The organism is Methylobacterium sp. NPDC097929, from assembly GCF_049543375.1.
In the GTDB taxonomy this organism is placed as follows: domain Bacteria; phylum Pseudomonadota; class Alphaproteobacteria; order Rhizobiales; family Beijerinckiaceae; genus Methylobacterium.
Window position 1 is genome coordinate 545,899 of the sequence record NZ_JBMVEP010000001.1, and the last position, 14,560, is coordinate 560,458.

At 70.6% G+C, this 14,560-nt stretch carries 14 protein-coding genes; 10 read left to right on the forward strand and 4 right to left on the reverse strand.

Going from position 1 to position 14,560, the window contains the following annotated elements; translation table 11 throughout:
* Positions 1-2 precede the first annotated feature (2 nt).
* Complete coding sequence (locus tag ACPCJR_RS02560) at positions 3-1,889, reverse strand: AsmA family protein (protein WP_391510836.1); 1,887 nt, start codon at positions 1,887-1,889, stop codon at positions 3-5.
* Between the two features lie 319 nt (positions 1,890-2,208).
* Here ACPCJR_RS02560 and ACPCJR_RS02565 point away from each other — a divergent pair, with 319 nt between their 5' ends.
* The 6 genes from ACPCJR_RS02565 (at position 2,209) to ACPCJR_RS02590 (ending at position 8,541) form a co-directional block, all read left to right on the forward strand.
* Positions 2,209-2,946, forward strand: coding sequence for a CoA transferase subunit A (locus ACPCJR_RS02565; RefSeq protein WP_391510835.1), 738 nt, complete (start codon positions 2,209-2,211; stop codon positions 2,944-2,946).
* A 103-nt stretch (positions 2,947-3,049) separates the two neighbouring features.
* Entirely contained in the window at positions 3,050-3,709 is a 660-nt protein-coding gene (locus ACPCJR_RS02570) for a 3-oxoacid CoA-transferase subunit B (RefSeq protein ID WP_391510834.1), read from the forward strand.
* Between the two features lie 171 nt (positions 3,710-3,880).
* Positions 3,881-4,288, forward strand: coding sequence for a hypothetical protein (locus tag ACPCJR_RS02575; protein ID WP_391510833.1), 408 nt, complete (start codon positions 3,881-3,883; stop codon positions 4,286-4,288).
* Positions 4,289-4,439: 151 nt separating this feature from the next.
* Entirely contained in the window at positions 4,440-4,757 is a 318-nt protein-coding gene (locus ACPCJR_RS02580; RefSeq protein WP_391510832.1) for a hypothetical protein, read from the forward strand.
* A 38-nt stretch (positions 4,758-4,795) separates the two neighbouring features.
* Entirely contained in the window at positions 4,796-6,163 is a 1,368-nt protein-coding gene (locus ACPCJR_RS02585; RefSeq protein WP_391510831.1) for a PepSY-associated TM helix domain-containing protein, read from the forward strand.
* A gap of 62 nt (positions 6,164-6,225) precedes the next feature.
* Positions 6,226-8,541: a TonB-dependent receptor family protein gene (locus ACPCJR_RS02590; protein ID WP_391510830.1), complete on the forward strand. Its 2,316-nt coding sequence runs from the start codon at positions 6,226-6,228 to the stop codon at positions 8,539-8,541.
* 75 nt (positions 8,542-8,616) lie between these two features.
* On the opposite strand, the gene ACPCJR_RS02595 is transcribed toward ACPCJR_RS02590, so the two are convergent.
* Entirely contained in the window at positions 8,617-9,567 is a 951-nt protein-coding gene (locus ACPCJR_RS02595; protein ID WP_391510829.1) for a DUF6925 family protein, read from the reverse strand.
* 197 nt (positions 9,568-9,764) lie between these two features.
* On the opposite strand from ACPCJR_RS02595, the gene ACPCJR_RS02600 reads away from it, so the two are divergent.
* A complete protein-coding gene (locus ACPCJR_RS02600) occupies positions 9,765-10,007 on the forward strand; it encodes a type II toxin-antitoxin system Phd/YefM family antitoxin (RefSeq protein ID WP_391511213.1) in 243 nt (80 codons plus the stop codon).
* Positions 10,007-10,432: a type II toxin-antitoxin system VapC family toxin gene (locus ACPCJR_RS02605; RefSeq protein WP_391510828.1), complete on the forward strand. Its 426-nt coding sequence runs from the start codon at positions 10,007-10,009 to the stop codon at positions 10,430-10,432. The genes ACPCJR_RS02600 and ACPCJR_RS02605 overlap by 1 nt, the downstream gene beginning before the upstream one ends.
* Before the next feature lie 48 nt (positions 10,433-10,480).
* Here ACPCJR_RS02605 and guaA read toward each other — a convergent pair whose 3' ends face one another.
* Complete coding sequence (gene guaA, locus ACPCJR_RS02610; protein ID WP_391510827.1) at positions 10,481-12,046, reverse strand: glutamine-hydrolyzing GMP synthase; 1,566 nt, start codon at positions 12,044-12,046, stop codon at positions 10,481-10,483.
* A gap of 169 nt (positions 12,047-12,215) precedes the next feature.
* On the opposite strand from guaA, the gene ACPCJR_RS02615 reads away from it, so the two are divergent.
* Positions 12,216-12,446, forward strand: a complete 231-nt coding sequence (locus ACPCJR_RS02615; protein WP_391510826.1) for a hypothetical protein — start codon at positions 12,216-12,218, stop codon at positions 12,444-12,446.
* A 98-nt stretch (positions 12,447-12,544) separates the two neighbouring features.
* Here ACPCJR_RS02615 and ACPCJR_RS02620 read toward each other — a convergent pair whose 3' ends face one another.
* The gene (locus ACPCJR_RS02620; protein ID WP_391510825.1) at positions 12,545-13,621 is read right to left on the reverse strand and encodes an alpha/beta fold hydrolase; all 1,077 of its coding nucleotides are present in this window, start codon (positions 13,619-13,621) and stop codon (positions 12,545-12,547) included.
* Between the two features lie 77 nt (positions 13,622-13,698).
* Here ACPCJR_RS02620 and ACPCJR_RS02625 point away from each other — a divergent pair, with 77 nt between their 5' ends.
* Positions 13,699-14,535 carry a LysR family transcriptional regulator gene (locus tag ACPCJR_RS02625; protein WP_391510824.1) on the forward strand — a complete coding sequence of 279 codons (837 nt, stop codon included), beginning with the start codon at positions 13,699-13,701 and terminating at the stop codon, positions 14,533-14,535.
* The last annotated feature ends 25 nt before the right edge of the window (positions 14,536-14,560 follow it).

Sequence of the window (14,560 nt, forward strand, 5' to 3'; positions counted from 1 at the left end):
CGTCAGGGCGCCTCGGTCGTGTTGGCGGGGACGTAGGCGCGGATTCCGAGGGGAAGGTCGGCGCCCGGGCGCTGGAACGCGTCGCCGGCATTCGTCGGCGCGGCCTCGTCCGCTCCGCCGCGCACGCTGAGCAACATCCAGGGGCCGGTGATCTCGAAGAGGGTGGCGGGATGCGCCGCGCCGTCGCCGGAAGCAGGCGTCGGCGGCCGCAACTCGGCCCGGGCCTGGAGCCGGCGGTCCATCAGGCCAATCCGACCGCTGAGTGAGGCCCGGACGCCGCGGGCGGTCAGCGCGCCCTCGACGATTTCGCCGACGCCGTCGGCGAACAGGACCGAGATCGCGGCCCTCTCGAACGCGGTGCGGCCGTTGCGGCGGGCGAGGGAGCCCGGCGCCGGAGCCCCCCCGCGCTGCACCACGTCGGCGAGGTCGAGCCCGCTGAGCGCGCCGTCGTTGCTGGCCAAGGCGAGGCGGCCGGTCAGGGCGCGGATCATCCCTTCCGTGTCGCGGCCCGCCCCCTCCAGCGCGAGGCTGCCCTGGCTCGCACCGAGCATCCAGCGATCCTGCCCGAGATCGGTCAGCAGGGCGCCGAGGTCGAGCCGGTCGAAGCTCCCCTGCGCCTTGACGCGGGTCCGCGTCGGATCGCCCTCGACGCTGGAGAGGATGGCACGTCCCTTGATCACGCCGCCCTGCACGGTCGCGCGGCCGAGCGAGGCCTCGATCCCGTCCTCGCGCACGAGCACGCTGGAAGCGAGGTCGCTCATCTGAACCGGGCCGATCCGGGCGCTTCCGGCGGAGATCCGCAGATCGAGGTCGCCCCCCGTCAGCGGACGCAGATCGAGGGGACGGCGGCGCCAGGCCGCGTCGGAGGCATCGTCCAGACCGGTCAGGCTCAGGAGGTCGGCAAGCAGGGGCGACAGGTTGAGGCTGTCGGCGGCGAGCGTCGCCTGCACCGCGTTGCGCCGCGGCCCGAAGCTGGCCGAGCCCGCCCCCTCCAGGATGTTCCCGCCGGTGCGCACCGTGACGTTCGGGAACTGAATCTGGCCCGCGGCGGCTTCGAAACTGCCCTCGACCGAGAGATCCTGCACGAAGGGGGAGAGAGCAAGATCGCCGCCGGTCAGGGCCAGGGTGCCCGGCAGGGACCGGGTCTGGAGGCTGCCGCTGCCCGAGGCCTTGAAGCCTTCCCGCAGGCTGCCGCTCCCCTCCGCGCTGAGCGATCCGGACGGCCAAGCGAGGGAGGCCGCGAACGGACTCGTTTCGCCGGACAGGAGCGCGTGCGGGCGCAGGTCCGTGAGGGTGAGTTGGGCGGCCTGGTCATTCCAGCGCAGGGAACCTGCCAGGGCGAGGCTCTCGCTCCAAGTCGGCCAGGACAGCGTCATGTTGACGTCGCGGGCGCTCCGGAGCGCCCCGTCGCGGGGGTCGCGGCCCGTCACCGTCGCGCGGGCCAGGATGATGCGCCGGGGATGCTCGCTCGACTCGTCGGCGATGCTGTGCAGCAGGCGCTCGGTCGCGCCGGCCCAGCGCGTATCGCCGGCTTGCTGCGGCAGATGCACCTCGGCCCCGTCGAGGCTGAGCGAATCGACCTCTACGCGGCCCGTGATCAGGGCGGTAAGGTCGAGTTGGAGCGAGAGGCGGCCGCCGACAGCGAGGAGGGGGCCGGCCCCGTCGCCCTCGTTCAGGCGGATGTCCTCGAACACCACCCGAGGGACTGGGAGCAGAACGATCTCGGTGCGCCCCCTGGCGGTGAGGGCCACGCCCCAGCCCTGCTGCAATCCCCGGCTCACGAACTGGGACACGCCGGGCGCCTCGACCGACCAGGGCAGGCAGGCGGCGACCAGTCCGGCGGCGACCAGCCCGAAGCCGAGGGCGGGAAGGGTGCGGCGCAGCGACATTTCACTCCGTGAGGACGAGGCGACCGGGGCGGGCCGGAGCGGCGTTCCGCCAAGAACCGATGCTTAGCCGGTTGCGATCTCCCTGTCCCGCGACCGAACCGCCGACGACCGGCCCATCCTCGGCTTGCGCCTCGTCGAACCGCGAGAGTGACCGGCACCTGTAACGGCGCGGGACTTTTGCATCGCGCACAAATGCGTCCGCGGTTTGACGAACGCCCTACCGCGTTGCACACCCGGGCATCGTCGAGAGCGGGTGAACCCGGCCGCCGAGTCACGGCCGTGCCCGGGAGCGAACGACGACGAGGGAGGGACGGTTTCGATGAAGAAGGTCTATCCGGATCCGACGGCGGCGCTGGCCGGACTCCTGCGCGACGGCATGACGATCATGGCCGGCGGCTTCGGTCTGTGCGGCATCCCGGACGAGCTGATCGACGCCATCCAGGCCTCGGGCGTCAAGGGCCTGACGGTCATCTCCAACAATGCCGGCATCGACGGCGTGGGTCTCGGCAAGCTGCTCGACACCCGTCAGGTCGCCAAGATGATCTCGTCCTACGTCGGCGAGAACAAGGAATTCGCCCGCCAGTATCTCGGCGGCGAGCTGGAGATCGAGTTCAACCCGCAAGGGACGCTGGCCGAGCGCATCCGCGCGGGCGGCGCGGGCATCCCGGCCTTCTTCACCAAGACCGGCGTCGGCACCAAGGTCGCCGAGGGCAAGGAGGTGCGCGAGTTCGACGGCGAGAGCTACGTCATGGAGCGTGGGCTGTTCGCGGATCTGGCCATCGTCCACGCCTGGAAGGGCGATACCGAGGGCAACCTCGTCTACCGGAAGACGGCGCGCAACTTCAATCCGATGATGGCCACCGCCGCCGAAGTCACGGTCGCCCAGGTCGAGCATCTGGTGCAGCCGGGCGAGATCGACGCCGACCACATCCACACGCCGGGCATCTTCATCGGCCGCATGATCCACGTGCCGGTGCGCGAGAAGCGCATCGAGCAGCGCACCGTGCGCCAGCGCAAGCAGCCGGAAGCCGCGGCCGCCGGCGGCGGCCAGATCTGATCCGAACAGCCGGCCGCGAGGCCGCGAGCGCGACGGCGCGTCGCCGCCCCTGCGGCGGACGGCGCATCGTCGCTCCGACGATGCGCCAAACGAGGAAGAGACAATGGCCTGGACCCGTGAGCAGATGGCGGAGCGCGCCGCCCGGGAGCTGGAGGACGGCTTCTACGTGAATCTCGGCATCGGCATCCCGACGCTGGTGTCGAACTACATCCCCGACGGCATGTCGGTGCAGCTGCAATCCGAGAACGGCATGCTCGGCATGGGCCCCTTCCCCTACGAGGGCGAGGAGGACCCCGACCTCATCAACGCCGGCAAGCAGACCATCACCGCGCTGCCGACCACGAGCTACTTCTCCTCGGCCGATTCCTTCGGGATGATCCGGGGCGGGCATATCGACCTGTCGATCCTCGGCGCGATGCAGGTCGCGCAGAACGGCGACCTCGCCAACTGGATGATCCCCGGCAAGATGGTGAAGGGGATGGGCGGGGCGATGGACCTCGTGGCCGGCGTGAAGAAGGTCGTCGTGGTGATGGAGCACGTCGCCAAGGGCAAGGATGGCTCCGAGGCGCCCAAGCTCCTGAAATCCTGCGACCTGCCGCTGACCGGCACCGCCGTGGTCGACATGGTCATCACCGATCTCGGCGTCTTCACCATCGACAAGAAGGGCGAGGGCGGCATGACGCTGGTCGAACTCGCCGACGGCGTCACCGAGGACGAGATTCGCGCCAAGACCGAAGGGGCGTTCAAGGTCGCCCTCGCCTGAACCGGCGCGGCGCGGGGAAGGGCGGCCCGTTTCGGGACGCCTTTTCCCGCCTCCGGCCGGGTATGGCTAAGCCGGCATTAATCGGGATCGTCGAAAGCTTCGCATCGACCGGGACGGCGCCGTGAGAGCGCACCGGTCCGGGAGCTTTTAGCGATACGTAAGGTGCTGTGTATGCGTAGCGTTCCGGGAACGGACAACGTCATCCCCTTCCGCCGGCCGTCGGTGCCGGGGCAGGGTGCCCGCGACGGCGGATTCGGGCCGGTGCCGGCCCCGCGCAGCCGGGCGCGGGCCGACCAGCGCAGCCTGATGGATGCGGTCTACGCCACCGGCAGCCTGCGGGTCCCGGCGGGCGACCGCGAGACCAAGCTGATCGCCTCGCGCCTTCAGGTCTACGGCTTCCTGACGATCGAGGAGATGGGCGAGGACGGCTCCCTGCGCCGCCTGCGCCCCTCCGAGGCGATCCGCGCCCGTTCCGAACGGCCCTGGCGCCTCTCGAAGGCCGGCTACGGCGCGAGCCTGGCCGTGACCATCCCCTCCGTCGACGACTTCCTGTTCGAGCCCGCCGGCATGCCGGCCTGATCGTGCTTCCGGGTGCGGCGCCGGGTGATCCTCGCGACCGCATCGAGTGCGGAGCGGGGCCATTGACCGCGCGCCGCCTCACCCCGTAAGCGCCGAAGCCATGCTGCGCGAGCGCCCGCACCGAACTGTGCACGGCCGCGCGATCATCGGTGTGATCGCGCTCTACGCGCTCGTGCTCCAGACCTTCCTTACCGCCCTCGCGCCGGCGCCGCCGCGTGTGGTGGGCGGGGTGATCTGCGCCGAGCACGGCGCCCCGGATGCACCCGACGAGGACGGCCGCGCCTGCGCGCACGCCGCCTGCTGCACCCAGGTCCAGGCCCTGGACCACCACGCGCCGGTCCCCGCGGCCTCCGCTCCGGCGGTTCGGCCGCCGCGCGCGACCCCCGCGCTCTGGCGCGCCGCCGAGGCGGTCCAGGCTCGCGCGCCGCCGGACCAGGGATTCGGTCCAAGAGGTCCGCCCACCGTCTGAGTCGATCCACCGATCCCTCAGACGCGGACCTCCCTTCCATGAATCGCTCGATTTCGGCCGGCCCCGCGGCCGTGGCCGCCGCGCGCACCGCGCGCGACGCGGTCTACCGCGCCGTCTGGCGCTGGCACTTCTATGCGGGCCTCATCTGCCTGCCCTTCCTGATCCTGCTCTCGGCCACCGGGGCGATCTACCTGTTCAAGGGCGAGATCGAGCGGAACGCCCTGGCTCATCGCGCCGTCGTGGTGCCCTCGGCCCAGGCGCCCATCGGGCCGGACCGCCTCGTCTTCAACGCCATGCAGGCAATTCCCGGCGGCGATCCGGTCTCCTACACCGAGCCCGCCGGCCTCACGGACTCGGCCCTCGTCATCCTGACCGAGGGCGCGCGCCGGACGCTGGTCTTTCTGAACCCCTATACCGGCGACGTGCTCGACCGGGTCTCCGCCGAGCGCGACCCGATGGGGATCGTGCGGCGCCTGCATAGCCTCACCCTGTTCGGCACGGCGGCGAACGCCCTCGTCGAGATCATCGCCGGTCTCGCGATCATCCTCGTCGTCACCGGCGCCTATCTCTGGTGGCCGCGGGGGAGGGCGGATCGCCTCGTGACCTTGCGCGAGACGCCGCGCCGCCGGGTCTGGTGGCGCGACCTGCACGCGGCGACCGGGCTGTTCGCGGGCGCCGGCCTGCTCTTCCTCGCCCTGACAGGCCTTCCCTGGTCGGTCTGGTGGGGGCAGGAGCTGCGCGCGTGGTCGAACCGGGCCGGTCTCGGGCAACCGAGCGCGCTCTGGTCGGCCAAGCCCGTCTTCACCCTGCGGATGGGCGAGCGGCTGGAAAGCGCGGGCTGGGCGCTCGCGGATGCGCCGCTGCCGCGCTCCGGGGCGGCGACGGCCCCCTCCATCGGCATCGACCGGGCGGTCGCGACCCTGCGGGAGATGGGCATGCCCGCGGGCTTCGAACTGGCCCTTCCGGTGGGCGAGACGGGCGTCTTCGCGGCCTCGGCCTATCCCCGCGACGTCACCCGCCAGCGCATGGTCTCCCTCGACCGCTACAGCGGCCAGCCGATCCTCGACCTGCGCTTTGCCGATCTCGGGCCGGTGGCGCGGGCGATCCAGCTCGGCATCGGCATCCACAAGGGCGAGTACTGGGGACGGGCGAACCAGCTCGTGATGCTGGCCTTCTGCCTCGGCACGATCCTGCTCTGCGTGAGCGCCGCCGTGATGTGGTGGAAGCGCCGCCCGGCCGGAGGCCTCGGCACGCCGCCCTGGCCGCGGGACCGTCGGGTCGTCGCGTGCGTGACCGCGCTCCTGCTCGGCCTCGGTGCCCTGTTTCCGCTGACCGGCCTCGCGATCCTCGCCCTGCTCGGCCTCGACCTCGCCGCCCAGGCCCTGCGGGCCGCCGCGCGCGCCTGACGCCTCGCCTTCGCGGGCCGGTCGGCCCGCGCGCTCCGATCTCACGCCCCACGAGCCGCCCTATGTCCCACCACACTCGTGCGCGCCGCGCCGCGTGGCTCCTCGCCTTGCCCCCGCTGGTCCTGGCCGCCGTCCCGGCCGCGGGCGAGACCGTCACCCTCGAAGAGCTCTCCGTGACCGGCGAAGGCGACGCCCGCCCGAAAGCGGGTTCCAGCGCCTCCGGCTTCGGCGTCGCCGCCCCGCCCGGCGCCGCTCTGCCCGCCATCGAGCGCCCGGTCGGGCAGGTGGTCACGGCGGTCGGGCGGGAGGGCACCATCGCGAATCGCCCGGCGACGAGCGTCGGCACGGTGCTGCTCGACAGCCCCGGCGTCACCCTGCGCCAGGGCAATGGCGGGCGCGACGTGGTGATCTCGATCCGCGGCAACAACGCCCGCTCGACCGGCGTGACGCGCAACATGGTGGTGCTGGAGGACGGCTTTCCCCTCACCCAGCCCGACGGAGCCTCCCGCTTCGATCTGGTCGATCCGCGGGCCTATGCCCGCATCGACGTGTTCCGCGGCCCGCAATCGGCGCTGTTCGGCAACTACGCCACCGGCGGCGCGCTCGCCTTCCGCACCCGCACCGGCCGGGAGATCGACGGCTACGAGGTAGGCGTCGATGCCGGCAGCGACGGATATCTCAGCCACTACTTCACCGTCGGCGGTGTGAGCGGCCCGTTCGAGATCAGCCTGTTCGCGAGCGACCTGCGCGCCAACGGCTACCAGGAGCACGCCTCCTACGACACGCAGACGGTCAACCTGCTCGCGAGCTACACGCCGAGCCCGGACAACCGCTTCACGCTGAAGGTGATCAACAACGAGATCAGCGCCAACATCCCCGCCCGCGCCTCGCTGGACCAGTTCCGCATCAATCCCTACCAGCGCGGCTGCGCCACGGCGGCGGAAGCGGCGCCGGGCTGCACCACCTTCGGGCTCCTGGCGAACGGGGCCTTCGGACCGCGCGTGCCGGTGACCGCCGCCGAGGGCGCTTTCCGCCGCAACGATCGGCGCACGATCGTCGCGGGCCGCTGGGAGCACGATTTCGATGCGCAGACGGCATGGCGCGTGCAGGTCGGCTTCGACGAGCGCAACTACAACCAGCCGTTCTACACCACCTCGGGCAGCGGCAGCCTGCCCTCGTACTTCGTGCAGACCGACCTGACCCGGCGCGGGGAGCTGTTCGGCCTGCCCGCCGTCGGCACCGTCGCGCTCGCGTACAGCGCGGTGGACATCGTGGCCTCCACCTACAACCGCGCCCCCTATGGCGGCCGCCGGCTCGGCGCGCTGATCGGGCTTCAGGACGCGCTGCAGTCCAATCTCGGCGGCCGGGCGCGGCTCGAACTCGAACTTTCCCCGGACTGGGCAGCAGTCGCCGGAATCAGCGCGGAGGAGACGAGCATCACCGGGCGCAACCGCACCTTCGCGACCACGCAAGCGGGCACGACCGCGACGTTGGCGCAGGCCGACCGCCGCTTCTTCAACGTCGCGCCGGAACTCGCCCTGGTCTACCGGGCGGCTCCGGACTGGGCCCTGCGCGGCCGGGTCGCGACGGGCTACTCCACGCCCGGCTTCTCGAGCCTGTTCGTCACCTCGGCCGGGCTTCCCGGCAACAATGCCGACCTGAAGACGCAGGAGAATCTCGGCTTCGATCTCGGGACCGACTTCATCCCCTTCGAGGGATTGAAGCTGAGCCTCACCGGCTTCTACGAGTTCTTCCGCAACGAGCTGGTCACGCAATCGCCGGGCGCGGGCCTCTTGAGCTACAGCTTCAACGCGCCGGCTTCCGAGCATCGGGGCATCGAGGTCGGGGCCGACTGGACCTTCGCGCCGGGCTGGCGCGGCAGGCTCGCCTACACCTTCGACGATCAGGTCTACACCGACTATATCGAGCAGATCAGCGCCGGCAGCCTCACCGCCCGCTTCGACCGGGCGGGCAACCGCATTCCCGGCGTGCCCGCGCATCAGCTCCTCGCCCGGATCGGCTACGACGTGCCCGCCGGCCCGCTGGCCGGGGTCGGCGGCTTCGCCGAGGTCGTGGCGCAGGACGGCTCCTACCTCGACAACGCGAACCTCCTGAAGGTGCCGGGTTTCGCGATCCTGAACCTCAACATCCACTATTCCGCGCTGCTGCCGAACGGCTACGCCCGGCGCATCGATCTCTACGGCGAGTTGCGCAACGTCTTCGACGCGACCACGATCGGCTCGGCCAATCCGCTCGCCAACACCATCGACCCCGCCACCGGCGCGCAGAACGGCCGCGCCGTCCTTGCAGGCACGACGGGCTCGATCTTCGCCGGCCCGCCGCGGACCTTCGTGGCGGGAATGAAGCTGTCGTTCTGAGGGGCTTGGCTCGTTCCGGGCCGTCGCGGTGTCAGGCTCAGGCCGCGCGTCCGACGCATCGCTTCGGCAGAGCGTTCAACTCGGCTCGGCCTCGTGACCCGCGGCGGGCGAACGACCGGCTTCGCGAACGAGGCGGGCCTGGCACTCGGCGGCGCGGCGAGCCGAACGCGCGTGCCGGGGCGAGACGCCCTCCGGCAGCGCTCCGCCCGCTCCGCGCTTGACGGCCAGAAGGCCGGGATCGCCCCAGCGTTCGAGCAGGGCCTGGAAGGCCGCGTGGCGGGCGGGATCGAAGGCCGTCCGGCGGCCCGTCCGATCCTTGCCGGGATGCGGCGGGTGGAGGCTCGCGCAGGGCACGAGGCCAGCCGGGATCGGCGTCGTCGCCGCGTGGGTGCGGCCGGCACGCAGGATCGCCGGAAGGACGAGCGTGCGCGGCCCCTCGGGTCTCGCCTGATCGGCACGGGGGATCGGCGTATAGACCTCAATGCGTCCGAGGCGGGCGCGGAAGACGCGGTGCGGGCTCATCGCCGCGAGGTTCGGGCCGACCGGATCGTCGCCCGCGAAGAGCGGCCGCCCGGCGCCAGCGCGCAGACAGGCGAGGATCTCCCGATCGCTCGCCCGAACGCAGGCATCGACCGCCCGCAGGCCCAGACCGAGATCGAACAGGATCGCCGCTCGATCCTCCTCCCGCGCGGCGTCCCGGTCTGGCCCGAGTTCGGTCAGCACGGGACGCCCGGCCATGGCGCAAGCGGCCTCGGGCAGGCAGAGCGCCACGGCGTGATTGTAGCCGTCGGAGAAACCCGTCTCGTAGGCGACCGGCCGCAGGCCGGGCGCGAGCTCGAGGACGAGCGCGCCGCGATCCGTGGCAAGCCCGATCCGCTCGTCCGGCAGGGCGCGCGACGGCTCGTCGGCATCGTGCACGAATTCGGCCAGGGCACCGAAGCTGCCAAGACTCCAAGTGGTATCGGGGTCGGCCAGCGCGTTGCGCAGGAGCGCTTCGATCTCTGACGCCGTGGGCAAGGGCTCCATCACTCTTCTGCGTCACCGCCCATCCGATCGGCCGGGCACGCCGGCGGGCCTGTCGTCGGCCCTGCTTAATTTTCCCAATCCGATCGCATCGCGGCTCACCGCTGATGCCACGCGTCGGCCATTGCCTGTTTCGGCGTTTGCTGGAAGTCTCGAGCGCGAACCATCATACGACCGCTGACGTGGTCAGGAGCCTGGCGATGGATACGGTCAATCTGACGGAGGCCGAAGGCCGCTTGAGCGAGTTGGTCGATCGGGCCGAGGCCGGGGAATCAATCGACATCACCCGGCGCGGCCGGCCGGTGGCGCGGCTGACCTCCGTCGCGAGACCTCGGAAGCGGATCGAAGCGGCCATGCTCCGGGCCCTGACGGCGACGATGCCGCCACAAGACGAGAGTGCCGTCGATCTCGTCCGTTCGATGCGGGACGGCGATCGTTCCTGATGCTTTATCTCGACACCTCGCTGATCGTCGCCAGCCTGTCCAACGAGATCTCGACGGCCCGCGCGCAACAATGGCTCGGGGAGCAAGATCCCGAGGGCCTTGCCATCAGCGAATGGACCCTCACCGAGATTTCCTCCGCCTTCGCGATCAAGCTCCGCACAAGCCAGATCGACCTGGGCCAGCGCGCAGCAGCACTCGCGATGTTCAACAGGCTGGTCGCCGAGAGCTTGCGCGTGTTGCCGATCGAAGGCAGCCATTTCCGAACGGCAGCGACGTTCGTCGATCAGCATGCGCTCGGTCTTCGCGCCGGGGACGCCCTACACCTCGCGACCGCGTCGGCGCATGGGGCGACCGTCACCACGCTTGATCGACGCCTCGCCGAAGCTGGTCCCGTCCTCGGCGTCCCGACGCATCTGCTCGCCTGACGCCGCACACGACGGCTCGGAAGCCGACGGCCACGGCAGCGACATCCCTCACTCCCACTCGATCGTGCCGGGCGGCTTCGAGGTGATGTCGTAGGTCACCCGGTTGATGCCCTTCACCTCGTTGATGATCCGCGTGGCGACGCGGCCGAGGAAGGCCATGTCGAAGGGGTAGAAGTCGGCGGTCATGCCGTCGACCGAGGTGACGGCGCGGAGAGCACAGACGTGATCGTAGGTGCGCCCGTCGCCCATCACGCCCACCGTCTTCACCGGCAGGATCACCGCGAAGGCCTGCCAGATCGTATCGTAGAGCCCGGCCTGCCGGATCTCGTCGAGATAGATCGCGTCGGCCTTGCGCAGGGCCTCCAGCTTCTCGCGGGTGATGACGCCGGGACAGCGGATGGCGAGGCCGGGGCCGGGGAAGGGGTGGCGGCCGACGAAGGCCTCGGGCAGGCCGAGTTCCTTGCCCAGCAGGCGCACCTCGTCCTTGAACAGCTCACGCAGCGGCTCCACGAGCCGCATGTTCATCCGCTCGGGCAGGCCGCCCACGTTGTGGTGGCTCTTGATGGTCACCGAGGGGCCGCCGGAGAACGACACGCTCTCGATCACGTCCGGGTAGAGCGTGCCCTGCGCCAGGAAGGCGGCGCCGCCGATCTTCTTCGCCTCGGCCTCGAACACGTCGATGAACAGGCGCCCGATCGTCTTGCGCTTCACCTCCGGGTCGTCGACGCCTTCGAGCGCGCCGATGAACAGGTCCTGCGCCTGAACGTGGACGAGGGGGATGTTGTAGTGGTCGCGGAAGAGGCGGACCACCTCGTCGCCCTCGCCGAGGCGCATCAGGCCGTGATCGACGAAGACGCAGGTGAGCTGGTCGCCGATCGCCTCGTGGATCAGCACCGCCGCGACCGAGGAATCGACGCCGCCGGACAGGCCGCAGATCACCCGCTCCTTGCCGACCTGCTCGCGGATCTTGGCGATCGCCTCCTCGCGATAGGTGCCCATGGTCCAGTCGCCGGAGCAGCCGGCGATGTCGCGCACGAAGTTGCGGATCAGCAGCGCGCCGTGCGGGGTGTGATGCACTTCCGGGTGGAACTGCACCGCGTAATACTTTCGCGCCTCGTCGGCGACCGCGGCGAAGGGCGCGTTGCGCGACATCGCGATCGTGCCGAACCCGTCCGGCAGCTTGGTGACCCGGTCGCCGTGGCTCATCCAGACCGGATAGGTCTCGCCCGTGTGCCAGACGCCCTTGAAGAGCGGCGACTCGGAAACGATCTCGACCTCGGCCCGGCCGAACTCGGCGTGGTGGCCGCCCTCGACCTCGCCGCCGAGCTGGGCCGCCATGGTCTGCTGGCCGTAGCAGATGCCGAAGACCGGCACGCCCGCCTCGAAGATCTTTTGCGGGGCGCGGGGCGAGAGATCGGTGGTCACCGATTCCGGGCCGCCGGACAGGATCACACCCTTGGGCCGATGCTCGTCGAAGGCGGCCTCGGCCTTTGTGAAGGGCACGATCTCGCAATAGACCCCCTCCTCGCGCACCCGGCGGGCGATGAGCTGGGTCACCTGGGAGCCGAAATCGACGATCAGGATCTTGTCGTGGTGGGAGGTGTCGATGGTCATGCTGCCTCGGGCCTTCTGCGATATCGGTTAGACGAGGCCTCGGGGCGGTGCAACGCGCCGCGTCGCTGAGCCCTCATGCCGCGGCCCTCAGATCGCTGCCATTAACCTGACGTTCACCGTTCCCTTGCGACACGGCACGCCCCTCGAAACGGACAGGAATTATCCGACCATGAGAGCTGCCCTCTTCGGAATCGCCGTCACGATCGCAGGTTTCGGCGCCGCCGCGCCGGCTCAGGCTCTTCCCCTGGCGGGCGCCGCCCCGCTCTCGAACGGCCTCTATCAGGAAGCGCAGTACCGCAGCCGCCGCGTCATCCGCGGCCCGCGCTGCAAGACCATCATCACCAAGCGCCGCGGCCCCTTCGGCCGCACGGTCGTGACCCGCGAGAAGCGCTGCTTCTGATCCCGGTCGCCCGATCGGAGAACGCGAGCGGCCCCCGGAGACGGGGGCCGTTTTCGTGTCAAGCGCCCTTCACGGCATCGCCTTCCAACCGGCGACGATCAATCCGCTTCCGCCGCGCCGCGATCGAACCATCCCCGACGACCGAGCATGGTCAGGGACGGAGGCTTCGCGCTCACCAGACGCGCGAAGGATCGCAGGAGCGACGGGTCTGGCCCGCTCGACGGCGTGCCCGGCGCGCCTGAGCCGGAGCGCCCGACAGCCCTGGCCGCGTAGTCTCGATCGATCATCCGCCTCAGAAAGGGACCGATCTCCCTCAAGACCGCCTCCGGTGCTTGACGCTGCGGGAAGTGGCCGAGCCCCGGCAGGACGACGCGGCGGTAGAAGCCCGCGAAGAGCATGTCTCGATTCTCCGAGGTCGCCGGATCGTTGCAGGGGTCCCCGCCGCCGTGCAGCGTCAGAGTGGGAACGCGGATGACCGGGTCGGCCGCGAGACGCGCATCGAGGGCACCGTAGCAGGGCGTCGGCTCGGCGAGGCCCCAGCGCACACGGTAGGAATGCAGCGTGATCTGCGCCCAGTCCGGGTTGTCGAAGGCGGCCGCCGTGGCGGCGAAGCTGGCATCGGACACCGGCCAACCGGGATTCCAGATCGTCCAGATGTGCCGCGTGAAGCGACGCCGCTCATCCCGCACCAGCGCCTCGCCCCGCGGCAGTGCCATCAGCCAATGATACCAGTAGTTCTGTGCCTGGTTCAGCGGCAGGGGCTGAGCCGGGTCGTTCGTCCCCCAGCCGACGGAGAGAGCAACGCAGGCGGCGACGCGTTCGGGCGCCGCACAGGCCGCGATGTAGGCCGCCCGCGCCCCCCAGTCATGGCCGATGACGGCGAAGCGTCGAAGGCCCAGGGCATCGGCGAACTGCAGCACGTCCGCACCGAATGCGGCGAGTTGGCCGGAGCGGGGAATCTCTGCTCCGCGAAAACGGGTCGGTCCGAAGCCCCGCAGATACGGCACGAGCGTACGGAAGCCGGCGGCTCGAAGAGCGGGGACGATGGCGTCCCAGGTTCGGACATCGTCCGGCCAGCCATGCAGCAGCACCACGGGGAAGCCGTCGGGCGGGCCGCCCGCCTCGTAGCCGATGTCGAGAACGGGGGTCGTGGCGGTCAGGAGTCTGGTGGTCATGGCGCCGGTATGCCCGTGACCAGCGATCGCGACCAACGCTGCCTTGCGGGAGCATCGATCGCGATTTACGATGGCACATGGATCTACGCGGACTGCATGCCTTCCGGATCGTTGCGGAGACCGCCTCTATGACGGCGGCGGCCGAGCGGCTCGGGACCGTGCAGTCTGCGCTGTCGGCACGCATCGGCCAGTTAGAGGCCGCGATCGGAACGCGGCTGTTCGAACGGTTGCCGCGCGGGGTACGCTTGACGGCGGCGGGCGCGCGGCTGCTGCCCTACGCGGAGCGGATGGAGGCGCTGGCCGCCGAAGCCGTGAATGCGGCGCGGGGCAGGGAGATCCGAGGCCCGTTCCGCCTCGGAGCAATTGCCGTCGTGGCGGCGACACTGCTTCCCCCGGTCCTCGCCCGACTTCTGGCGGACGACGACGGGCTCGACCTGCAGATGGCGACGGGCATTTCGCGCGATCTCGACGCCGCTCTGGCCCATGGAGCCCTCGACGCAGCCATCCTCGGCCACCGCTCCGGCCATTCGGCGATCGTCTCGCATCCGCTCGACAGCGTCCCTCTCGCCCTCCTGCATCCGTTGGAGCTTCCGGCGGAGAGGGCCGACCAGGCGTTCACCTTCGCAGCGGGCTGCGTCTGCCGCGAGCGGTTGGATCTGCTGCTGCGGGAACGCAGGATCGGAGCCCGCATCGTCGAACTCGGTTCGGTGGAAGCCATCCTCGGCTGCGTGGCGGCCGGGCTCGGCGTGGCCCTGCTGCCCGCGATGCTGGCGCGGCGGGATGGTATTGCAGCGGAACGCGTCGGTCACATCGACCTGTTCGTCGCGCATAGGCCGGAAGCGGAGCGGCAGGTCCGGGGTTTGGTCTCGGCCTATCGCGCCTGCCGGCCGAAATCCCCGGCAAACGTGTCCTGACACGACACTGCTGGCCGAGCGGCGG

Excerpts from the sequence above, each read along its gene's own strand:
- ACPCJR_RS02615 (WP_391510826.1), top strand. The coding sequence starts at position 12,216 with ATGAGAGCTGCCCTCTTCGGAATCGCCGTCACGATCGCAGGTTTCGGC.
- ACPCJR_RS02560 (WP_391510836.1), bottom strand. The coding sequence starts at position 1,889 with ATGTCGCTGCGCCGCACCCTTCCCGCCCTCGGCTTCGGGCTGGTCGCC.
- guaA (WP_391510827.1), bottom strand. The coding sequence starts at position 12,046 with ATGACCATCGACACCTCCCACCACGACAAGATCCTGATCGTCGATTTC.
- ACPCJR_RS02595 (WP_391510829.1), bottom strand. The coding sequence starts at position 9,567 with ATGGAGCCCTTGCCCACGGCGTCAGAGATCGAAGCGCTCCTGCGCAAC.
- ACPCJR_RS02620 (WP_391510825.1), bottom strand. The coding sequence starts at position 13,621 with ATGACCACCAGACTCCTGACCGCCACGACCCCCGTTCTCGACATCGGC.
- ACPCJR_RS02625 (WP_391510824.1), top strand. The coding sequence starts at position 13,699 with ATGGATCTACGCGGACTGCATGCCTTCCGGATCGTTGCGGAGACCGCC.
- ACPCJR_RS02605 (WP_391510828.1), top strand. The coding sequence starts at position 10,007 with ATGCTTTATCTCGACACCTCGCTGATCGTCGCCAGCCTGTCCAACGAG.
- ACPCJR_RS02600 (WP_391511213.1), top strand. The coding sequence starts at position 9,765 with ATGGATACGGTCAATCTGACGGAGGCCGAAGGCCGCTTGAGCGAGTTG.
- ACPCJR_RS02585 (WP_391510831.1), top strand. The coding sequence starts at position 4,796 with ATGAATCGCTCGATTTCGGCCGGCCCCGCGGCCGTGGCCGCCGCGCGC.
- ACPCJR_RS02575 (WP_391510833.1), top strand. The coding sequence starts at position 3,881 with ATGCGTAGCGTTCCGGGAACGGACAACGTCATCCCCTTCCGCCGGCCG.
- ACPCJR_RS02565 (WP_391510835.1), top strand. The coding sequence starts at position 2,209 with ATGAAGAAGGTCTATCCGGATCCGACGGCGGCGCTGGCCGGACTCCTG.
- ACPCJR_RS02570 (WP_391510834.1), top strand. The coding sequence starts at position 3,050 with ATGGCCTGGACCCGTGAGCAGATGGCGGAGCGCGCCGCCCGGGAGCTG.
- ACPCJR_RS02590 (WP_391510830.1), top strand. The coding sequence starts at position 6,226 with ATGTCCCACCACACTCGTGCGCGCCGCGCCGCGTGGCTCCTCGCCTTG.